Source organism: Brevibacillus sp. MER 51 (genome assembly GCF_023714195.1).
GTDB lineage: Bacteria > Bacillota > Bacilli > Brevibacillales > Brevibacillaceae > Brevibacillus.
The window spans coordinates 762467-783710 of record NZ_JAMAUS010000001.1 but is presented as its reverse complement, the minus strand read 5'-3'; the positions used below and the strand labels follow the sequence as shown (position 1 = coordinate 783710).

Below are 21244 nucleotides of genomic sequence, written 5' to 3'. Positions count from 1 at the left end.
GAATATAATTGAACAAATCCGTAGATATCCTCGAAGTAATAATTCAGCAACTATTAGAGGATGATAGGTTGGTACAGATGTTGATACGGAGATTACTAGAAAGGATGGGGACGAGCCTGCAATTGAAAAGTGGTTAACTGTTAATGAAGCAGCAAATACCTGAATATTTCTTCTGACACGATCTACATTATGGTACGCGAAGGTACATTACCAGCATCTCGACTCGGATCATTAAGTTCACGAAAACCAGCACTTGGCTTTCAACTCAGTAAATGATTGGATGGAAGCTGGAGGGGGCCGCGATCCTGTTAACAAACAAGCATGAAGGAAAGAAATTATTCCATATAGAAAAGTGCACCCAGGAGTTTGATGCCTCACGGGTGCAGTGATGGCTGATGGGGATTCTAACTACCTTTACAATCTAGCGCCTTATCTTACATCGTTATCCTTTGCAATTGGATAGGTTCCACTATTTTCAGACGAATTGGTTAGCGTTTGAAAACCATTGAGGATACTCTTCATCTGTTTTATGTCCTCGCTTAGTTCATTTGGGGAGTTTACATGCTTTTTAATATTCGAAGCAAGACCCTCCATTTGGTCAGCAAGCCTGTGAACCAATCCAACATCGAATTGAGTCATTCTAATTACTCCTTCATCTGTTTTTACATTCCTTGCTTATAATACCGGTGTGAGAAAGAAAATCCCCGAATCTCGAGGGTTACAGTCTACCAATATGCTTGCTTACTTCAAAGCCGCTTAGACTTACCTTGGTCCCAGATTGGTTCGCTTCATAATTCGACGGAATCCCAATGTCTGGTCCAAATTCCTCACTTGCTCCGGCGGGGAGCGACTGTTCCAACGCCTCGACGTAGTCGACATCTGACTGAAATATACCCTTTTTATCGCTTTGATCTTTCGTTTCTTTTTGGTTAGTCATTGAAGCACTCCTTTCTAACGTAGTTTTTCCAAGCAAATAAAAATGAATTCCTTCTAGACCCGTTGTAACACAACATTACGCTTATACACGGGGGAAGAGAATAGCATGGAGACTCAAGCGCCTAGAACTGTTTATAGTGGCATATGGCACAGGTGCAAGCTTGCTGCATGAAAACATCAGTCAATTTTGACAAATAAAGTGAGTGAGTGGTAGATTTTATTTATACTATTTCTTAATATGGGTGGGCTTATGAGAAAAAAATTACAAATATACATATCGTCTACTTACTACGATCTTATTGAGGAAAGACATACCGCTGTTGAAGCCGTACTCCAAGCCGGTCATATCCCTGCTGGAGTCGAGCAATTTTTCAAGGAAAGTCCAATGAAAATTAGGAAGAGATGGATCGACGAGTCCGATGTATATATCCTGATTCTCGGAGGATTCTATGGTTTAACACTTCCTGATGAATCCAAGAGCTATACGCAATGGGAATATGAGTATGCCGGAGAAGCGGGCAAACCTAGATTTGCTTTTGTTGTCACAGATGAAGCATTAAGACAAAAGCCTTACGACTTCGCAGCAATTGAATATTATCAGAAATTTCAAGAGTTTAAGCAATCGGTCATGGAACAAATTCCTATCTACTATGTTGAAGATGTACGGCACATTAAAATGGTACTTCGTGATCAATTGCCAGAGTATGCAGCAAGAGACGATTTGTATGGCTGGTTTTCCGGCAAGGATGTCCCGGACGTTCAAAAGCTGTTGGAAGAGAATGCAAGATTAAAGGCGGAGTTGGAGAAAAAGAAATGAAAGAGGGGCTGGCAATCAGCCCCTTTCTTCTGTCTTCGCTTAATATTCTCCTTTAATGACAAAGAACGAACCCCGAATGGTCCCTGTAGTTTTACCGTGTACGATATGTAGACTACAATGATCGTTTCGATGAGTGGTTAATCTCATCACTTGCTTATCTATGTGTATTCGTTTTATTTGTATTAAGAAATAAAACAGGCAAGAATGCCTCTGGTGATTAGGGGAACTTGCAACCGAAAAGACCCAACTCCTTAATTGTAGGAGTTGGGTCTTTTCCATTATTTTGGGGGAGCGTCGCCGCCGTGATTTGCATCAGCTTCACACTCGATCACATCTTTATCAATAACCGTGCTGCCCATCTTTATTGTTTCTACCCGTTCCGGAAACGCTGTTGCTACAAGACCCATCCCATTTTGCTTTAGCTTGTGCTTCCTGAATTGCTCGGTCTTGAGGAGACGGCATCTGATGACGCATACCGCAGGCTTACCTTACCGTTTCTTCCAGGAAGAAAAGGGAACTTATGAGCTTGCCGGGGTATCGGACGGCATGGATCTGGCGGGAATTACACTTGAAGAAAATCTGCAAAGACTCGCTTCTGTCCCGCTTCAATATGAGCCGGGGAAAATGTGGAGGTATTCCATAGCAACAGACGTACTCGGGGCGGTCATCGAAAAGGTTACTGGAATGCCGCTAAGTGAAGCTGTACGGATGCTTGTAACTCATCCGCTTTCCATGATGGACACGGATTTCAAGGCCGTGGAACAGCCGCAGTCTAGGACTTGGTTTTGCAATGCTTGGATGGAAGTGGGGGAGTTCGCGATTCTGTTAACAAACAAGCTTGAGCGAAAAGGCCATTTATTATAAAGCAAAGTGCACCCAGGAGCTTGGATAGCCACCTGGGTGCACTTAGTTTGAAGAATAGCTCTTTCGAATATTGTCCACTTAGTTGCCCACTCTTTTTTTCTGAGTACACAAATTCCATGTAGCTTCAAACTTGTCCATGTTATCTAATTCAACTTTCTTTGAGAAGTGGGCATACACATCAGCTCTTTATTTCCTCACGTTCTTCTTCTTCCGAATATACCAGCCGCGTTTATGAAAGGAGATGGACCTGTATTTCTGGGCCAGTCTGATGATTCGTTTGCGAGTAAGTGATGCCGGTTTTGAAGATAAGCTTTTGTTAAGGGAACTTCTTACAACCAGATGACCGGGGTAGTGAGCTTTCACGAAGTTACCGTAAGTTTCGAACTCGGAAAAGCCGGCATAACTCTGCTTGTTTGTTTTCTTGATAATCGCCCAATACCATCTAGTTTTATGCCTGGCCTCAATTTTAGACTTTAGCCGGGAGAGCTTCGATTTGTCGAACAGCATATAGTGGGCAACGAAAGAGCGTGAAGCGGTTGGTCTGGTGCCCATTAATTTCTTATAGGTGCGAAAATACTCGGGACGACTCCAGTTACGGCAGTAAAAAATGGTTTTCCCGTTGACGAGAAAGACATGAGGTCGAATAAGAATGGTGTCGGCGTCAATCACAAGATAATACCTTTGCTTGGTCAAGTTACCTCCCGCTAGCTTCAACAATTGTTGGAGCAGCCAGCCTGATCGATTGGTGCGTTTGGTTTGGTAGTGAATGTCTTTTTTAGTAATTGGTAGGACGCGTCTTTCATTGATGAAGGTGCAGTTTTTACGCCGGCAAAGGGCTTGGATTCGTTTGCTTGGCGGTGATACAACCATGATCTTGCCGATCGGATGCTTCACTTTCTTACGGATACTGTCAATGACATAGGGAAGAGTGCCAAGATCTTTCTCAATAGCTGGGATCAGGACATCAATTTTAATAGAGCTGTTGAAGGTGCTTTTCGCTGAACGTGTCAACTTCTCAACTCCTTTTCGCTAAGCAGTTTCAAGCATATTTGTCTGAAAAGGTTGGCCAAAGTGTCCGACTTTCCAGATAGGATATGATTTTTTTTCTTAGCGGGAATACGACAGATATGGAAATCCTGCGAAATGTGTGTTTGTCAGCCTACTTGAGTCATGGAGCAACTCCTCATTCACTTTGTCTCGTCGAAATTGTTGATCTATAACAATGGCAGTTCAATCCGACTCAGATGGTACTGACTGGATAAATACGTTTCTCTGAAGGTAGACGGGAACAGATGGAGTTGGCAGAAAACCAGGAGCCTATGATGGCCCAGATGAAATCAGAGGAAACAAGCAAAAGGGTCTTTGACCATGAAAGACCTATGCCAAATTCATATCGGGATGAATTCATTCATTCTGTGTACAAAGTAAAATAGCCGTTCGAGTAGAACGGCATGTCGGGTGGAGTAGTTACGGTTACGTGGTGAAATGATGATTCTTTTGTGGTCAATTCGCCTATCTGGGTCAGGAAACGCAAGCATTACCAAGCATTGGGATTCTTACCTATCGGGACTTAGCACATGATGTGATAAATGAAGAAAAAGAAGATAGAAAGCTGGTTTTATTGTCCCAGTATTGAGAGTCTTGTAAAAGTAGAGCATAATACCGAGGGTGAGCGCCCTTTGAAACGTAAAGTATGCACAAAATGCCTGTCAAAGCAAAAAGACGGCCAAATGAGGACGTCTCGCTGTATTTATCCCGATACGAATATATATTGATAAAAAAAGCTTGACTCAGCGTTTCAAGGATTACGAGGAAAACCTTCGAAACGAGAATTCGTAAAAAATACCCGATAAAGGGGTGAAGATTAATGCTTCAAGACTGAAAGGGCGTGACGAACTTTATGTGCAAATTGGACGGGCTCGTCTATTGATTCGAAGTGTATAAACATGATGCCGGGGTTGTTAAAAAGCCAGTGATTGTGAAGGGCAGTAACCAGTATATCGTAATGGCGAAGAACAGAAATGGATGGGTTAATCTCTTCTGGGAGAATTACTGTTTCCCCCAAACAAAGAGCTTTCCCATTTTGATCCATTGATTCAAATGAACACATCATCGGTACCGTTAGTGCTGAACGAGAAGGACGTCTTAAAATGGTTACGGGAATATTCCTAACTGTTCTGAATGTCCAGGTAATCTCTGCTACCTTGAGACAATAGTAACCAATTCAGTAGGAATTTTGAGTTGTTTGGAGAATATGATTTATCAATTAGTTGAATAGGGGGACGTTAATGTGGGCTTCTTAGACGGTCTAATGGGTAACGCTTCGGAAGTTAACATTGCAGATGTTCAAAAGGAGTATGCTCAAATCTTAGCTAATAATGAAAGAATAGAAAAGGCGTACAAATTAATTCGTGATATGTTCATCTTCACCAACAAGCGGTTAATACTGGTTGATAAGCAAGGCATTACTGGTAGAAAGATAGAGTACCATTCCATTCCTTATAAAAGTATTAATCATTTTAGCATTGAAACAGCCGGAAATTTTGATTTGGATGCTGAATTGAAAATTTGGGTTTCTGGAAGTTCAGTACCGATCCAAAAGCAATTTAACAAGAACTTGAATATTTACCATATACAGAGTGTGTTGGCCGAGTACATTTTGGATTAGTCTCGCTTGATAAAGGGACTGCCCTAATCACTATGCTACATATTTCTTGGACATGATGAAGAGTATCTATGAGCAAGGGATTATTACAACCTATTTACCAATATTTATACAGGAAATAGCCGCCCAATCAAACCGATATAAGTAATGAAAGATGAAATCTAGTGTAGACTCTCTTGGGTAAGGCGTACGACTCAATCTGTGCAGATGAGTCTGCGCTATTTTTTTGGCAAGAGAAGGTATGCATACCTATATATACTTGTAGTAAATATCGAGCTGATATCCTACTATATGGATAACTACTTTTTTATTCACGTATTACTTCTTGTGTGTCCCAATTTGCTTAAAGCAGTTGGGGCTTTTTTTTATCGAGATGACCACCATGTTTATTTCTCCGATGTTGCTTACCATACATGACAAGCACCATTTAATTTGTACATAATATCATGCGGTACAAAAACTAGCCTGAGTGAGCAGCTATTTTTGTACCATTTTTTAAAATAAGGCGCTGGTAAACTTTTTACTCGCCGCTGCATTTTGATTCAGGCGTTCATAGACTAAGTGACTTCAATTTCGAAGATTCGAATTATCTGCACCCTCTTACAACAAATGGGAGGCGTATGGGCAATCCACACCATGTATCGGGTTCCCCCGTACACCCCGGTACCATCGTCACTGAGCTCTCCCTGTGGACAGGAGTACACTCCTAAACCATTTTAGGGAGTCGTTTTCGTTCCGATTACGACGGTAGCATCGAGCTCGTCAGACCGTGTAACCCGTGTTTTCAGCCCGCAATGAGTGAAGATAGCGACTGTCTGTGATGTCTGACGCTCGCTTGTTTCAACGAGTAAGTGTCCACCAGGAGCCAGCCAGAGTGGTGCTGCAGCAACTACTCGTCTCTGAACGTCAAGCCCATCCGATCCTCCGTCGAGTGCTATTCTCGCCTCATGCATGCGAGCTTCAGGTGGGAGAAATTCGATTGATTTAGTGGGAACGTAGGGAGCATTGGCAACGATGACGTCAACGCGCCCCGTAAGTTGTTTTGGAAGAGGCTCAAATAAGTCTCCTTCGTATACGTGACCGTCTGCGGTAATAATATTGCGACGGGTGCATTGCACCGAGGCTGGATCAATGTCTGCAGCATACAATTCGATCTGTTTCATGTGAGCAAGAACTGCACCCACCGCCCCTGAACCGCAACAAAGGTCAAGCACAACGGACTTTTGACGGATGAGGTCGGTAGCCTGTCTAACGAGAAATGCTGTACGCTGTCTGGGAACGAAAACTCTCTTATCCACCATAATCCGCAGCCCACAGAACTCCGCCCAGCCGATAATGTGTTCGAGAGGCATACCAGATATTCGTCGTTCTACCATGTCCGAAAGTTCAGCCGTACCCCCTGCTGAGGCGATGAGGAGTTTGGCTTCATCTTCAGCGAAAACACACCCAGCTCCCTGAAGTTTAGTGACGATGGTAGAAAAAAATTGCTCGCCATGAATCCAATCATTTTTCAAATACTAATTTCCCTCACTTCAGAATTGATGTAATTTTATGTATTTGATTTTATTCTATGCTTAAGGGCAATACAATAAATGATTTGAAAAATGGGAGGACTTGTATGGGTGAGTGAATGAAGAAAGAAATTTTCATTCCGAATATGTCTTGCGGCGACTCGAAACAACTCTATTTAAAAAATGAAATTGATAAGTGCTCATATAGAAAGAGGAGCCGATTATTGGCTCCTAATGCTTCACTTTAGAAAAGGTGGACGAAGTTGATATTTATTACGCTATTTCCTCCAGAGTCCACCAGGGCAAGCAGTAAAACCACCTTTTTTATAAAACTCAGTATGTTCGGAGGCATAGGTTACCGTTACAATACCTAAGCCAGTACGTTCTGCTTCCTCTAACAGTTTTTTTACTAAGGCTACACCAACCCCTTGCTTTTGATGATCTGGATGCACAATTATATCTTCCATATACCCATGTAGTAATCCAGTACCACAAACATACCCGAAGGCAATGAGTGTTCCGTTTTCATCCCGGAGTCCTGCCCAGTAATTGCATCTTTCCAATAACGTTGGGAAATCTCCATCTCGTCTCTCCCAACCAATGTTTAATTCGATTTGCTAACGGAACTTGGAGATGGACCAAAAACTGGTGCTAATCTTGACGGGTGCAGCTTGGTGCTAAGGCCAAAAAACTCACAGAAGTTCATAATCAGTGGGCTCCACTTCTCAGGATCGATGTAGTTCTTCTCGCCAGTCATTAGGATTTGTTCATCAATGTGAACGCGTATGATCTTTACTTCAATAGCTTTTAAAGAGCTGGGCAATTCAAAATTATGGACCTGCTCTAATCGCGCCTCCAATTGAACTGGGCACTCAGCAACGCGTGGAGGCCGAATCAGGTCTGAATCTTGGGGGGTGAGCCTAGCTGTTCCGAATTTATCCGGTTCAAATTGGTATCCAACATTAGCCTTGCGCTCTGGGACAGGATTTCGCCCAGTAAGCAGAGCTAGACGGTCTACCGCATGAGCAAGATCGGACGAAGGAAGATTTAAAACACATTCGCGTTCGCGCAACAAATTGGCAACGGTTTGAGATGAACTACTCATTCCAAGCATACATGATTGATTCAGCCACCAGGCAGAAGACATGGGGGCCAGGTTGACAGAATTGTCCTCATTTAAAGTGCTGATGAGTACAACCGGCGTCCCAAAGTAAAGAATTTTTGGCTCAACTACCTTATGCATAATCGCGCTCCCTCCACTTCGAAAAGAAAAGTTTTCCATCGCCTCAGATATGAGACCTAGTTCAAATTATAATCACTATCCATTTCGTTATTTTGCTATTTCATTTCGAGTGAACTTTACACCACATTACTGATGAGAAGGGGAGGAAGGGGACGTACATCAAGCACAACTCGCATTCATGAACCAAGACGATAAGTTCATTTTTTTATATATACACAAAAAATATAAAAATCATTGACATGAGAGCTCAAATATGTGATTATCTTCTCTATCACTTATAATGATAATCATTATCAAATAATACCTCACACCAAACATCACGTGACAAGGAGAAATGAGCACATGAAAAAAGGAACACGAATTGTACTGGCCTGCTTGGTCGCCGTAGTTGCTGCCGTATCCGCGGGTTGTGGAAGCAGCCAAACGGCTTCGGAAGCACCGAAAAAGCCTGAGACACGCGTAGTCAAGCATTTGATGGGGGAAGTGACGATCCCTGTGGAGCCAAAACGAATTGCAGACGTATCGGGAGCAGCGGAGGAGCTTTTAATTTTGGGACACAAGCCGGTTGCTACGGCCAATACATACAAAACAAAAATCATGTCCCACGTTGCGGATAAGCTGACAGATGTAAAACCAGTTGGCTGGATGTGGGATGACTCCATTAATCTCGAAGCTGTGGTAGAAACAAAGCCAGACCTGATTATTATGAATAACCGCCAGCAAAAGATGTACGAGCAACTGTCCAAAATTGCGCCGACGGTCGTTCTGGAGACAGATATGGACAAATGGCGTGATAAGTTTAAAGAAATCGGTCGCCTGTTTGGACAAGAAGAGGACGTGAACAAATGGCTGGCTGGGTATGACGAGAAGACGAAAGGAATGCACGAGCAACTTAAGCAAGCTTACGGCGACGAGACTTTTATGTTCTTGGCCGTAACGCCAAAATTGTTCCGCGTGTATGGGAATTATGGATATGCAGATATCTTGTTCACTGATCTCGGCCTGAAGCCAGCAGCCGGAACACCTGCTGATAAAACAATGGAAATGATCGAACTGGAGGGACTGACGAATTTTCAGCCAGACCATATGTTCCTCGTCAATTTCGGCGGAAAAGCGGATGATGTATACGCAGAACTGAAAAAGAGCCCAGTATGGAAAAGCAACAAGGCAGTTCAGCAAGGCCATCTCTATGAAGTAAGCAATGAAACATTCAACATCAAAGCCTTTGGCCCAATTGGAAAGGAAATGCTCTTAGAGGAAATTGGAAGCATGTTGCTGAAAAAGCAATAGCGATGCGATCAACACAGAAAAGCGAAACTCCTTGTGCATGTTGTCACGAGGGGTTTTTTCTTTCGTGGGTGCGTTCAAAAAATAGAGCTCATCCAGACGGCACCCACGAAACAAGACGTAAACAGGAAAAACGACCTCTCCACAAAACAGCACGCTATTTTCGTAGAGAGTATGATGGGAGATTGGGACAAAAAAGTCGGGGTACACCAAACTTCATGCTCAATAGGGCACCTGACAAATGTGATCACAAATCCCGTGAGATCTCCAACGGCGGCAACGATCATAACACTCTTCATCCAATCGTACTCTTCTTGAGTCAAGATATGGAAGACATAGTGTTTCACAATCTTCATGAGGCGGACTTACACGTCTACATTCGTTCATACATTCTTGAAAACTAGGAAGAAATTCAACCAATTGACCATTTACTTTCGTGAATCGCTTAGACCTAGATTTTCTCTTTTTCAAGTGATATCACCTCTTGATGACGATCTAAGATAGTGTACGAATACAAGTGTCCATTTGATTGGTCGAATGTACCCCATGTATCGAAAATGTATGTGGATTAGCATTCAGGAACGTCACCAGAGCATGTTTTACTGAATCGTATAAGTAGCGACGATTACATTTTGATCCTGATAAGAATAGGGCGCTTGAAATTGTACGTAGTGATACCCGTCCGCATCAGCCTTGATAATGATACCTGTTGTGCCGCTCCAAATCTGTTTATTTTGAGCATTATAAACTGTGTAATAAGCAAAGCTACCTTTTGCACCGATACGGAGTTCCTGCCCTTTTTTTAGATAAATCGCTTCTTTTGGACTTAACTGCCCAGGAGTAAGGTAGTAATATTTGGTGAATGATTCTGCTTGCTTTTGTTGCTCAACGGTGACTGTGTTTGGTCCACCTTGTACATGAGCATTGGTAGAAGCGGAGGCATATGCAGGTGCGCAAGAGAGGAGTACAGCGAACATCGAAATAGAGAGAAGCTGTTTTTTCATACCTAGTACACTCCTTTTAATCAATTCTGACCAAATTCTAAATACATAAGCTAAAGGTAATTATACTCAAATCAAATCAAATGGTAAATATTTACATTGTTATGAAAATCCACCCAGAATAAATTTTGCTAAGGCAAATGCCTACAGTTCAATCCATCTAGCAGGTGAGCTTACAAGAAGCATAGGATAAAAATTAATCGCAACGATCACGATCATTGGCAATATTCACGATGCGACAAACAGAGGGATGGTTTTATAGAAAGCGAGAAGTGAGTTTCAGTGGTTTATGGAGATGGAGGGGGATAATGAACTTTCATTTGATGACAATGACAGATGCAAAGCAAGTCGCAATTTGGAAATATTCGCAGGAATATTCGATATCGGGCTCGGAATGAAACCGGATCTGAAAGGGAAGGGGATAGGCTTTTCGTTTTTAAAGGCTGGAATCGAATTTGTCATCCAACATTTTGAACGAAACTATTTACGTTTAAGTGTTGCTCGCAAAAACGAGATTCAAAGAAACGGCCTCCTTCGTAAACAACCGGACCCCTTTTATTGTGATGACGACGGAAGTGGAAAGCGTAAACGGAATACTACTCTGAAGTATGTAGTTGGAACAAAATTCTTCACATGAAGACATTTAGCCGCTCGGAGAAAGAACCGGGCGGCTCTTTTGTTGAAATGGTAAGTGAATGAAATACCACAGAAAAAGTTTTGTCCTAGGACAGGGCGTCCTAATCTGACCTCTCCACCATACTACACACCTTCTACCAAAGCGTAACGTGGGAGGATTGGACAAAAGAAGGGCTCAAAGCTCCATGATGTCATTAGAGGGAGAAAGAGGGCAGCCTAGCCGCCCATCACATTGGACAGATATTAGCAATCATCACAGCTGCAAGCAACAATTGTTAATAAAACGAAAAGAACCAAGACCAAAGCAAAATTGTCGTCAAAGAATCCCATCGATATCACCCCTTTGAAAAGTATGAGGAAGAACCTCAAACTCAAGCTATGCAAATTGAGGAGCTATGTAAGGGCGATACCACAGTAACTAAAAAATTTGGGCATGTTCCAGCCATGTCCAAGCGCTCAAAAAGGGTAAATCAGCAAGGGATATACGACCAAAAAAAGGCTATCCCCTAGCCACATTCATGGCATTTGGGACAACCTTCTTGGACATAGCTATCTCTATCAAAGACTCATCATTTTCAAAAGGCCTTTCATACTTTCTTCTCCCGGCTACATACATTTGTATAAAGTGGACTTACAATGAATCCAAAAAAAGAAAAACATCATACCGATAGTTTATCAGTCGGTAAATGATGTTTGATTAATAATACAAAGTAGAAGTTACGAACCTATTAATATCCATTAGCACCTTTGTCGCCAAGATCGTTTGCAATTGTGTTGGCAGTCGTCGTTTTATACAGGAATTATCATTGTTTCTTTCCAACTTCATTGGAATGGTTGGTGTTAAACGCTATAGGTCGGCCATCCGCAATACCCGTCAGCTTCACATGGTACACGTTGTTCTTTTGCGCTGCTAACACCAGGAAATGAAAGCGCTAGAAATAATGCAGCAGCAATACCAAACAGAGCAAATTTTTTCATAAATCTTCCCCCTCATAAAGTTACCTTCCAAAAAAGTATACGCTTGGGACCAACATATATTCTGAATAAATGGAGTAGATGAAAAGGACACAGTTAATCCCATCTGCAGAGGGGACCTGCCACGTCCATCATCAATCGCGAAGTTTGTTGAGTGAAATAAGTCATTTGAAACCCATCACAAACTGGCGTATAATCAGATATTATTGATGAATCACTAAAAGGGAGGCGATCCTGCAATGACGTCAGTCAATCGTAAAACGGAAATCGTTTCTGCGGCCATTGAGGTTTTTGCTGAAATCGGATATTTCCGGGCAACGACAGCGCAGGTTGCAGAGCGTGCAAAGATTTCCCAGCCGTATATTTTCAAGTTTTTTGCATCGAAGGAAGCGTTGTTACTGGCAGCATTAGAGGCGTCATGGGAACGGATCATTGACTCTTTCCGTCTCGTTGTGGAGTCCGCATCCAAAGAGCAGTTGGAAACAGATTTAATCAAGACATATGAAAAGATTTTGGCATCCCATCAAAATGAAATACTGCTTCAAATGCAGGCTCAGACGATTCAAGAGCCTTTGATTCGTGAGGCAATGCGCGAAGCATTTCGGGAGGTTCGTCAGATTGTCCTAACAGCTTTTCGCAAAGCGGGCATCGCGAATCCGGAAGAGAGAACGCTTATTTTCTTGGCAAGAGGAATGCTGTGTAACATTTCAGCGGCTTTGGACATGCCAGAATTGATGGAGGTGTAGCTGAGAAAAATTGCGAGAATTAGTTATTGACTAATCACTAACTAAAGCGTTATAGTTCAAACTAGTTAGTGATTGATCAATCACAAAATAAAACGAGTGGAGATGATCCGAATGAAAAAAGCGATTGTAGTCGGGGCAACAGGCGGAACGGGAGCGGCAATTTTGGAAGAGCTCATCAATCGAGGGATTGAAACGATTGCTTTTGGGCGATCTCGACAAAAGCTAGAACAAATGGCGTCAGAGCTGGGGAATCCAGTACATTTGTCACTGGCCGTCGGAGATGCATTCCGGTCTCAAGACATCATAGCTGCATCGGAAGGAGCGGATGTACTCTTCCATTGTGCAAACGTCCCTTACCATGAGATGGTGAATAAGCTGATCCCACTTGGCGAAGCGATCATGGAAGCCGCAAACAAGAGAGGTTTGAAGGTTGTAGCAGTAGACGGCATTTATCTATACGGGAAAAAGCAGATGGAACCAGTGACGGAGGAGCATCCAAAGCAACCGCATACGAAGAAAGGAAAAATCAGGTTGGCATTTGAACAGATGCTGTTTAGCAGTCGGTGGGATCATGCGCGAACGATGATTGTCAGATTACCGGATTATTATGGACCCACTGCTAATCAAGCATCGTATTTAGGTTCCACACTTGAGGCTATTGCGGCTGGAAAACCTGGTCTTTTCATTGGGAACATGCATGTTCCTCGCGAGTTTGTTTATTTACCGGATGCGGCGAAGATGATTGTAGAGTTGGCCTGCCGTGAGTTTGCTTATGGACAAAATTGGCACATCCCAGGTGGAGGCATCATTTCCGGTCGAGATATTGTCCGAATCGCCCAAAAAGCAAGTGGCACCGCAAAACCTGTCATTCCACTTGGGAAAATTGGTTTGTCTTTGTTGGGGATGTTCGTCCCGGTGATGAAGGAGGTTGTCGAGATGCTGTACTTAACTGAAAAACCTTTGATCCTTAGCGGAGAAAAATATAAACGGCTGATTGGACCGATCCCAGCGACGAATTTCGAGGAGGGAATAACAGCAACCATCCAGCATTTGCAGAATCGTGCTCCCATCAAATAAATGTTGACCATTTGTGATTGATTAATCACTAACAAAATAACTTGTAAAATCCTTTTAAATATTCCTTTACAGGAATATTCCCTTTGGTGTATATTTTACCTAACAAGACGATCACAATAACGCTGAAGGGGATGAGATGAACGTAGAATCCATCATGTAACGAGGTGAGTGACATGTCAGGGATGAATCCGGGCATGGACATGGCGACGCTGAGTGCTTTGGCTGAACCAAATCGTATGAAAATCGTCGAACTTTTGCGCGAAGGCCCTCTGACTGTAGGGGAAATCGCTGACCAACTGGGGCTTCGCCAGCCCCAAGCCTCGAAGCATTTGAAGGTGCTGAGTGACAACGGTATCGTGGATGTGAAGGCCGAAGCCAATCGCCGATTTTACAAACTCAGGCCCGAGCCCTTCCGAGCGCTGGATTCTTGGGTGAAGTCATTCCAGCGTGTTATGGAAGAGAGATTCGATAATCTGGAAGACTATTTGCGGGAACTGCAAAACAAAGAAAATGATTGAGATCCATTCTAATGAATGAGGAGGAATTACTATGTCAAGAAACGCAATGATTTCAAGGGTAGAGAACGAGCGGGTGCTGGTACTGGAGCGTGTATTCGACGCGCCTAGAGATCTGGTGTTCAAGATGTTTAAGGAGCCTGAGCATCTCAAGCGTTGGTGGGGACCGAAAGGCTGGGAACTCCCGGTTTGTCATGTTGATTTCCGACCAGGCGGTGTTTGGCACTACTGCATGAAGTGCGTCGATAAGAACCAAGGTGATTTTTACGGAATGGAATCTTGGGGCAAAGGCGTTTATAAGGAGATTGTTGAGCCCGAGAAAATTGTCTATACCGATTACTTTTCAGATGCAGAAGGCAACATAAATGATGCCATGCCTTCGACAGAGGTTATGATGGAATTCATCGATTTGGGTGGCAAGACGAAGCTGGTCAACCGTTCTGAGTATGTATCTGCGGAAGCTCTCAAAACTGTTATGGACATGGGCATGCTAGAGGGCATCACCCAAACATGGGATCGTTTGGAAGAAAGTCTCACCGAGATCAAGTAAGGAACATAGGAAAGGCCGCCTGGCATGGAGACCAGACGGCTTTTTCATTTTCGTTGCAGACTTATTTCACCATAAGAGAGATAAAATCGTTCAGCTTATCCAGCGAAATGATATTTTGATTGCACGTCACACTGTCTTGGCAAATGTAGTTTCCTTTTTTCAAATACGTTCCATCCCCAGAACCTTTGGCTTCAAGGACGAACATGCCGATTTCCTCAAAGCGATTACAGAGCGCACAAACGCCTTTTTTGTTTACTATTGTAAACTGTCCATGTATGCCAACCAGTTTTCCTTCGTGGTAAGCAACAATAAATTTCTTTTCTGTAGAGGTGTCTAGCCAGCTCACATAAGAGATTTCGGAAAAATCGATCTCAGCTAAATTCGAGACTTTCAACTTCTTTACTTTCGGAAAGAGCTTCTTAATGGAAGACTCTGTGAGAGCAGGGAAGGGAATCACAAATGGTGAAAGTTGATGCAAAAATTGTTTTCCTTCTGCCTTTTCTTTAATCGAGTCAATCGGTTGTAAAATCTCTTTTTGTTCTTCCGTCATGTTTGGGAACAATTGAAAGATTTCTTCATGGGCGATTTCTTTGCGAGCACGAATCACGTTGACATCTGTACTGGTCGCATAGGCGTTCATGATTGCTTGAACGCGTGATTTAATGAAGTGATATTGATGCGTATGGATAAAAGGTTCCATCTTGCGGTTCCTCCTGTTTCTGTCTTGTTTGGTGGGTTCTTCTTTACTTTAACGTGTTTGCAAGCGAAGAGAAAGGGAGAGGACATTTCCCAAAAAAACTCGCCATAAAAAAGCACTGACAACTTAAATGGAAAAGTCGTCAGTGCTTTATAAACGTCTATTTGGTATACACGATTTTTTTAATCGTCTCGGTAGACAAAAAGTATTCCTCCGCTAACTGAGAAATAGCCGTCCCGGCCCGAAAGCTGCTTTTAATAGCCGTATTCCGCTCATCCAGGAGTTTTCTCCCGCCGGTGCGCGTCCCCCATTTTTGATGGGTCACTTTTGTCTTTGGAATATAGATGGTTTCTCCTTGCACGTACTTTTGAATTTCCGCGAGTAACGATTCAGGAAGGATTAAGTTTGCTTTTACACATTTCATTTCTGCTCGCTCCTTATTTATAGATAGGCAAATAAGGGGCAAAGCCAAGAAATAGGAAATGAGATACGCAAATGAAGGCGATGATTCGTTTAAACGGAAGACCACCTCATGCAAAGTATCGCCTTACTATTTCTAGGCTTTGCATGAGCCGCTGCGGTATGTGGCAAATTGAGTGCATTCGCCATTCGTACACCCCCCTCGAGGTCCATTTTAAAAACGGTGTCCCCCTTTTTTGAAAGGGGCTATTTGAATTATATAAGAAAATGGCCTGTTTGTGTAACGATACTTACAAAAATGTAAGGAGATATGGAATGCTTATTTACAATCTTTTGAAAGTCACATATAGTGGTGGTATCTAATGTGAAAAGAGGTTTTGATTGAGTATGATGAAACTGATAATCGCTAAGTAAAATTCGAATGAATTTTATATGGGAAAAGGTCAAATGAAGGGCGCCCCTTTGTTTCTTTTTTATACCTTTTTCAAAAGCGATTAGAAGGCATTGTATCTCATTTAAACAAATTTCACGTTTGAGTACGGTATCTATTCTGTTCGGGGTAGGTATCTTCATCACAACGATTAATTTGACCATGAGAAGAGAATTCTTCTTGTGGTCTTTTTTATTTGGAAAGAAGGGATTGCTGAAGAGGAATGAATGATGACAAACAGCACAAACAATGGAATGGGAGGTTTTTACATGGGTGAATATCGATTGATTAGCGACTACAAGCATATCGAAACATACAAGGAAAGCTTTAATAACCTTGCCAAGCAGATCTTTCAGCTCGATTTTAAAGAATGGGATAACAAGGGTTTTTGGAACGACAACTATGTTTGCTATTCCTATTTGGATGGGGAACAGGTTATTGCGAACGCTTCTGCCAGTAAGATGATCGTGACATGCAATGGGAAAGAGTATAAAGCACTTCAGATCGGAACGGTCATGACGCATCCTGCCTATCGCAACCAAGGCTTGGCAGCGAAATTGATGAATCATATTCTTGAAACATGGGAGAAGGAATACGATTTTATATATTTGTATGCCAATGATACCGTGCTCGATTTTTATCCGAAGTTCGGGTTTGAGAGAGTACTGGAAAGTAGTTTTCGTTTATTGGCATCCGATTTGAAAAAGCAAGTGGGACAAAAATTGGCCTTACGTAAGCTGGATGTCGATAATGAGGCTGATTTTACTATTATGAAGGAATTTGCTGCTAAAAGAATCCCCGTTTCATCGAGACTAGGCGTGAAGGATAGCGAGCATCTGTTGATGTTTTACTTTTTGCTTGTTTTTCGGGATGCGATCTATTATCTCGAAGAGGAGGATGTGATTGTCTTATTTGAACGAGAAGACGACCAACTGCATGTATTTGATCTTGTAAGCAAAGAACCAGTTGATATAGAAGCGGTCATCTCTCATTTGGTAACGGCTGAGACTTCAAACATTCAATTTCACTTCATGCCGGATAGTGAGAATAAAAAGATCCAATCTGCATGGATGACAACGACCGATGATGTCTTATTTGTTCGACCCTCGTTAAAAATAGAGGCAGAACATTTTCGTTTTCCGCTTACTTCACACGCATAGAAGGTTTGAAATGACGCGTCAGGTGAAACAGTAAAATAGAAGAGAAAAGCAGGCGTCCAGTATGGAAGGATCTGAGGGAAAAGCATGTGCGGTCGTTTTACTCTCGTAACGAACTTGGAAAAATGGGAGCAAAGCCACGGTACAATATTGCACCGGGTCAGTTCATTCCAGCGATTATTTCTGACCGTGGCAAGCGACGTATGGGTTAGTTGAGATGGGGGTTAGTGCCGTCGTGGGCTGCCGATGAGAAGAGCAGCTACAAAATGATCAATGCATTCGCGCTGAACCATACCACAAGTAAGGGCAAGTTTTTTTGCGGAATACCTTGTAGGGCGTGGATTTGTATATATGTGTGTAGGTTCCGGGCTATGGTAACACCTGAAAAGGTCCATAGGGCTATCGTATTTTGAGTGGAACATCCTGTTCACATCCCAAGGAAGGAAGAGGCTTCGTGAACGAAGGAGGCTCCCCGAGGCTGGGCAAGAAAAGTGTCTGAAGTGTCGATGCTGGCAGTGAATGCGCCTCTGACGGTACTTTCGCTTAGCAGAAAGAGAAGATGCTCTAGATCACAATCGTGAAGGGGCACTTATGGTCGGCTCTTTGATTGAAGATTAATCCTTTCGTAGGAGATGAACTCTTTCACGTAATTCCTGTTCGGTTAACGATTCCAATTGCAACAAGGCCTCAAATGGATCACTACCTGGAATATGAAAGTATCGAGCAAATGCAGGCTCGGTTTTGATGCCGCTTTGCTTCAGAGCTCTGATGTGTTGGTATGCATCCATGCCCCCTATTTCTAGCAATCGTGCTTCGATGTCCATATGACGATAGGCATTTTGCTTTTCGACAGCTAACGGTTGAGCAAACAATTCAAACCAAAAGTCAGCTGTGAAAAAAGAGATAACGCACGTGGGGATACTTTTTATATCTAGTTGAGTCACTTCAAATCCAGGCAAACAGCCAAACGCTTTACGAACAACCTGCTCAAACTGATGCAAATCATGACTCTCGCAAATAATATCCAGATCACTTCCTACAACGTCAATGTTCAATGGGATGGTTCCGGCAAGCACTGGACGGTAATCGGATAGTACTTCCATGAGGTGCGTCTGTTGAATTGCTTCCAACGCCGCTTTTTGGCGTATTGTTCCTCTGCCCAGGTAAGAGAGATCATGCCAATTTCTCATGAGACAACCTCCATGTCTACTTTCTTTTAAAATAGTTTAGACAAAAGTGAATAAGTACGCAACGAAATCGGTAATCACTCGTATACCTAAATGAAGGGAGTGTAGTGGATGGAAATATTTTTGTGGGTCGTAGTTGTGTTGTTGTTCTTGCTTAGCATCGCAGGAATTTTCTTACCCGTTTTACCTGATACGATCTTGCTGTGGGCGGGCTTTTTACTCTATCACTTTTTTATTGCAGATCCGGGAGCGGGATTGCCGGCATCCTTTTGGTGGGGAATGGTCGTTCTAAGCATTCTACTTTACGGTGCTGACTTGCTGACGAACATGTACTTCGTGAAAAAGTATGGGGGGTCAAAGTGGTCGTCCATTGCCGCTGCGGTCGGAATTATCCTCGGGATTTTCGTGTTTCCACCGTTTGGTATGCTGATCTTGCCGTTTGTATTCGTCGTTCTCGTAGAGTTAATGGTGCAGAAGCAATCGATGGAGCGAGCAGTGAAAGCAGGGGTAGGTTCACTGATCGGATTTTTGGGTAGTGCGGTCGTAAAAGTCATCTTGCAAGTTACGATGATCATCTGGTTTTTTATCGCCAGATAACATATAGAAAACGAAAAGGACAGCCGAGGCTGTCCTTTTTTACGTGGAAACTAGTGAATGAGGCGATAGACACCGATGACTTTACCGAGAATGGTGACATGCTCCAGAATGATCGGTTCCATTGTGGCATTCTCCGGTTGGAGTCGGAAGTGGTTCTTTTCTTTGAAAAATCTTTTGACGGTCGCTTCGTCTTCTTCTGTCATGGCTACGACAATGTCACCATTGTTCGCTACGTGTTGTTGGCGAACAATGACGTAATCTCCGTCGAGAATTCCGGCATCAATCATACTGTTCCCGGAGACACGCAGCATGTAGACCTTGTCTGAAGTCACGATATTGTCTGGAAGCGGGAAGTATTCTTCCACATCCTCAATGGCTGTAATCGGTTGTCCAGCAGTTACTTTTCCGATTACGGGCACACGGACGACAGAGTCTTCGAAATTGTCTTGAAAACGATCTTCATCTGATAGCAATTCGATGGCGCGAGGTTTGGTAGGGTCTCGACGGATGAGGCCTTTTTTCTCTAAACGTGCCAAATGACCATGTACCGTTGAGCTGGAAGCGAGTCCGACAGCCTCTCCAATTTCACGTACAGAAGGCGGATATCCTTTATCACGAACTTCCTTTCGTATGAACTCGATGATGGCTTGTTGTCTACTCGATAATTTTGACATAGAAAGACACCCCTGATTTCTCGAACATATTTTCCTATATTATACCATGGGAGCTTGCGTTCGACAAACATAAGTTCGATTCATTGTTGACATGAACGTATGTTCTCATTTATTATGAGTTTACAAGAGGACAGAACGTATGTTTGTAAGGGGGCCATTATCATGAATTCATCGACTGTACGTAATCGTTTCGAGAAAAAAGAAGAACGTCGTGTTCGTTTTGGTATCACGAGAGGTCAAGCTCTCTTGTTTCTTATTACATTTATTCTCTTTTTTTACTTGTTGACCGAACTAGTGTTTGCTTCTTCGCCAATGGAGGAGCCACAAGGCATTGAGGTAACCGTACAATCCGGAGATAGCCTATGGTCGTTAGCCGTTCGCTACTCAGATCAGCATACAGATGTTCGTGACTATATCATAGAAATCAAGGAAGCGAACGGTTTGGATAGCAACAGGATTTACCCGGGTCAGACTCTGATCATGCCTGATATGCCGTAAGTGTTCGGCTGTCTTGCGGGATCATTCGAATGTGGTATAATGAAGCGGCACTACTACAGAGTGGGAGGAACCAGCAGTGGTATCTGACGCAGAAATTAAACGCATTAATGAATTGGTCAAAAAATCTCGCGAAGAAGGTTTGACTGAAGAAGAAAAGCTCGAACAAAAAGCATTGCGCCAAAAGTACATTGACGCCGTTAAGCTTTCATTGAGAGCAAATTTGGATTCCATCCGTTATGTGGAAGACCTTGAAGAAAATAAGCCAAAACAGTAAGATAACAATTACTGATACGACAGACATCCTCGCTTGACGCTAGGGTGTCTTTTTCTGTGACATACATAACGCTTTGATAGCCAGGGAGGGAAAGCGATGGCGTGGATAGCTGTAGCGGTTGGAGGAGCAGTTGGCTCTCTTTTGCGCTACCTATTGTCTTTGCTTGCGAATCAGCCAGGATGGCCATGGGGAACCTGGATCGCCAATGTTTGTGGATCGTTGATCATCGGCATCTTGTTCGTGCTGGGGAAAGAACGTGGCATATTATCTCCAACACTCTACCTCTTATTTGCAACGGGGGTCATGGGAGGATTTACGACTTTCTCTAGCTTTTCCTTGGAAGTGGTCACTTTTTGGGGAGAAGGCCACCTGTTGCGTGGCACTTTGTACGCTCTTCTCAGTTTGGGAGTCGGGCTACTTTCTTGTGCGTTTGGAATATGGCTGGGTAGGCAATGGTCCTGATACGTTCAATGGACACGATACATGT

28 protein-coding genes and 1 pseudogene are annotated in these 21244 nt (G+C 43.0%); 15 read left to right on the top strand and 14 right to left on the bottom strand.

The genetic code is table 11. From position 1 onward, the window contains the following. Positions 1-159: 159 nt before the first annotated feature. Positions 160-276 (top strand): MerR family transcriptional regulator, encoded by a 117-nt coding sequence (locus tag M3630_RS31105; RefSeq protein WP_353057211.1) that lies wholly within the window; start codon positions 160-162, stop codon positions 274-276. A 153-nt stretch (positions 277-429) separates the two neighbouring features. On the opposite strand, the gene M3630_RS03015 is transcribed toward M3630_RS31105, so the two are convergent. Beyond that, a complete protein-coding gene (locus M3630_RS03015) occupies positions 430-639 on the bottom strand; it encodes a hypothetical protein (protein WP_251251174.1) in 210 nt (69 codons plus the stop codon). Between the two features lie 79 nt (positions 640-718). Further along, entirely contained in the window at positions 719-937 is a 219-nt protein-coding gene (locus tag M3630_RS03010; RefSeq protein ID WP_173607922.1) for a hypothetical protein, read from the bottom strand. A 249-nt stretch (positions 938-1186) separates the two neighbouring features. Here M3630_RS03010 and M3630_RS03005 point away from each other — a divergent pair, with 249 nt between their 5' ends. Then, a complete protein-coding gene (locus M3630_RS03005) occupies positions 1187-1753 on the top strand; it encodes a DUF4062 domain-containing protein (RefSeq protein WP_173607921.1) in 567 nt (188 codons plus the stop codon). Between the two features lie 465 nt (positions 1754-2218). Further along, positions 2219-2617: a serine hydrolase gene (locus M3630_RS03000; protein WP_251251173.1), complete on the top strand. Its 399-nt coding sequence runs from the start codon at positions 2219-2221 to the stop codon at positions 2615-2617. A 186-nt stretch (positions 2618-2803) separates the two neighbouring features. Here M3630_RS03000 and M3630_RS02995 read toward each other — a convergent pair whose 3' ends face one another. Beyond that, positions 2804-3628, bottom strand: a complete 825-nt coding sequence (locus M3630_RS02995) for a DUF6492 family protein (protein WP_173607920.1) — start codon at positions 3626-3628, stop codon at positions 2804-2806. Positions 3629-4481: 853 nt separating this feature from the next. Further along, the gene (locus tag M3630_RS02990) at positions 4482-4811 is read right to left on the bottom strand and encodes a DUF1259 domain-containing protein (RefSeq protein ID WP_353057210.1); all 330 of its coding nucleotides are present in this window, start codon (positions 4809-4811) and stop codon (positions 4482-4484) included. A gap of 96 nt (positions 4812-4907) precedes the next feature. On the opposite strand from M3630_RS02990, the gene M3630_RS02985 reads away from it, so the two are divergent. Further along, a complete protein-coding gene (locus tag M3630_RS02985; RefSeq protein WP_251251172.1) occupies positions 4908-5285 on the top strand; it encodes a PH domain-containing protein in 378 nt (125 codons plus the stop codon). A gap of 713 nt (positions 5286-5998) precedes the next feature. Here M3630_RS02985 and M3630_RS02980 read toward each other — a convergent pair. From M3630_RS02980 to M3630_RS02970, 3 genes are all read right to left on the bottom strand, one after another. Continuing rightward, a complete protein-coding gene (locus M3630_RS02980; RefSeq protein ID WP_251251171.1) occupies positions 5999-6796 on the bottom strand; it encodes a putative protein N(5)-glutamine methyltransferase in 798 nt (265 codons plus the stop codon). Between the two features lie 275 nt (positions 6797-7071). Further along, entirely contained in the window at positions 7072-7356 is a 285-nt protein-coding gene (locus M3630_RS02975; protein WP_251251170.1) for a GNAT family N-acetyltransferase, read from the bottom strand. Positions 7357-7397: 41 nt separating this feature from the next. Beyond that, positions 7398-8036, bottom strand: coding sequence for a flavin reductase family protein (locus tag M3630_RS02970; protein WP_251251169.1), 639 nt, complete (start codon positions 8034-8036; stop codon positions 7398-7400). 342 nt (positions 8037-8378) lie between these two features. Between M3630_RS02970 and M3630_RS02965 the strand changes: the two genes are divergently transcribed. Beyond that, positions 8379-9326, top strand: coding sequence for an ABC transporter substrate-binding protein (locus M3630_RS02965; RefSeq protein WP_251251168.1), 948 nt, complete (start codon positions 8379-8381; stop codon positions 9324-9326). A gap of 596 nt (positions 9327-9922) precedes the next feature. Here the strand turns inward: M3630_RS02965 and M3630_RS02960 are convergent. From M3630_RS02960 to M3630_RS02950, 3 genes are all read right to left on the bottom strand, one after another. Continuing rightward, positions 9923-10327 carry a hypothetical protein gene (locus tag M3630_RS02960; RefSeq protein ID WP_251251167.1) on the bottom strand — a complete coding sequence of 135 codons (405 nt, stop codon included), beginning with the start codon at positions 10325-10327 and terminating at the stop codon, positions 9923-9925. An 876-nt stretch (positions 10328-11203) separates the two neighbouring features. After that, entirely contained in the window at positions 11204-11290 is an 87-nt protein-coding gene (locus M3630_RS02955; protein WP_083261501.1) for a YjcZ family sporulation protein, read from the bottom strand. A gap of 510 nt (positions 11291-11800) precedes the next feature. Then, the gene (locus tag M3630_RS02950; RefSeq protein WP_251251166.1) at positions 11801-11938 is read right to left on the bottom strand and encodes a hypothetical protein; all 138 of its coding nucleotides are present in this window, start codon (positions 11936-11938) and stop codon (positions 11801-11803) included. 236 nt (positions 11939-12174) lie between these two features. Between M3630_RS02950 and M3630_RS02945 the strand changes: the two genes are divergently transcribed. From M3630_RS02945 to M3630_RS02930, 4 genes are all read left to right on the top strand, one after another. Then, a complete protein-coding gene (locus M3630_RS02945; protein ID WP_251251165.1) occupies positions 12175-12681 on the top strand; it encodes a TetR/AcrR family transcriptional regulator in 507 nt (168 codons plus the stop codon). A 111-nt stretch (positions 12682-12792) separates the two neighbouring features. Beyond that, entirely contained in the window at positions 12793-13758 is a 966-nt protein-coding gene (locus tag M3630_RS02940; protein ID WP_251251164.1) for an SDR family NAD(P)-dependent oxidoreductase, read from the top strand. Positions 13759-13931: 173 nt separating this feature from the next. Next, complete coding sequence (locus M3630_RS02935; RefSeq protein WP_173607911.1) at positions 13932-14276, top strand: ArsR/SmtB family transcription factor; 345 nt, start codon at positions 13932-13934, stop codon at positions 14274-14276. A gap of 31 nt (positions 14277-14307) precedes the next feature. Then, on the top strand, positions 14308-14823 hold the full coding sequence (locus tag M3630_RS02930; RefSeq protein ID WP_251251163.1) for an SRPBCC domain-containing protein: 516 nt from the start codon (positions 14308-14310) through the stop codon (positions 14821-14823). A 61-nt stretch (positions 14824-14884) separates the two neighbouring features. Here the strand turns inward: M3630_RS02930 and M3630_RS02925 are convergent, their stop codons facing one another. Continuing rightward, positions 14885-15523 (bottom strand): FusB/FusC family EF-G-binding protein, encoded by a 639-nt coding sequence (locus M3630_RS02925; protein WP_251251162.1) that lies wholly within the window; start codon positions 15521-15523, stop codon positions 14885-14887. A gap of 157 nt (positions 15524-15680) precedes the next feature. After that, a complete protein-coding gene (locus M3630_RS02920) occupies positions 15681-15944 on the bottom strand; it encodes a CD3324 family protein (protein WP_007718970.1) in 264 nt (87 codons plus the stop codon). A gap of 695 nt (positions 15945-16639) precedes the next feature. On the opposite strand from M3630_RS02920, the gene M3630_RS02915 reads away from it, so the two are divergent. Together M3630_RS02915 and M3630_RS02910 are read left to right on the top strand one after the other, a co-directional pair. Next, a complete protein-coding gene (locus M3630_RS02915; RefSeq protein WP_251251161.1) occupies positions 16640-17530 on the top strand; it encodes a GNAT family N-acetyltransferase in 891 nt (296 codons plus the stop codon). Positions 17531-17614: 84 nt separating this feature from the next. After that, a pseudogene (locus M3630_RS02910) lies at positions 17615-17805 on the top strand (SOS response-associated peptidase family protein); the annotation flags it as partial. Between the two features lie 336 nt (positions 17806-18141). Here M3630_RS02910 and M3630_RS02905 read toward each other — a convergent pair. Continuing rightward, complete coding sequence (locus tag M3630_RS02905) at positions 18142-18717, bottom strand: DUF4269 domain-containing protein (RefSeq protein ID WP_251251160.1); 576 nt, start codon at positions 18715-18717, stop codon at positions 18142-18144. Between the two features lie 108 nt (positions 18718-18825). On the opposite strand from M3630_RS02905, the gene M3630_RS02900 reads away from it, so the two are divergent. Further along, positions 18826-19311, top strand: a complete 486-nt coding sequence (locus M3630_RS02900; RefSeq protein ID WP_088907929.1) for a DUF456 domain-containing protein — start codon at positions 18826-18828, stop codon at positions 19309-19311. A gap of 50 nt (positions 19312-19361) precedes the next feature. On the opposite strand, the gene lexA is transcribed toward M3630_RS02900, so the two are convergent. Next, positions 19362-19985: a transcriptional repressor LexA gene (lexA, locus tag M3630_RS02895; RefSeq protein WP_007718939.1), complete on the bottom strand. Its 624-nt coding sequence runs from the start codon at positions 19983-19985 to the stop codon at positions 19362-19364. Positions 19986-20147: 162 nt separating this feature from the next. Between lexA and yneA the strand changes: the two genes are divergently transcribed. The 3 genes from yneA (at position 20148) to crcB (ending at position 21219) form a co-directional block, all read left to right on the top strand. Next, positions 20148-20483, top strand: coding sequence for a cell division suppressor protein YneA (yneA, locus tag M3630_RS02890; RefSeq protein WP_221868634.1), 336 nt, complete (start codon positions 20148-20150; stop codon positions 20481-20483). A gap of 76 nt (positions 20484-20559) precedes the next feature. Next, on the top strand, positions 20560-20757 hold the full coding sequence (locus M3630_RS02885; protein WP_007718933.1) for a DUF896 domain-containing protein: 198 nt from the start codon (positions 20560-20562) through the stop codon (positions 20755-20757). Between the two features lie 96 nt (positions 20758-20853). Further along, a complete protein-coding gene (crcB, locus tag M3630_RS02880) occupies positions 20854-21219 on the top strand; it encodes a fluoride efflux transporter CrcB (protein WP_251251159.1) in 366 nt (121 codons plus the stop codon). Positions 21220-21244: the final 25 nt, after the last annotated feature.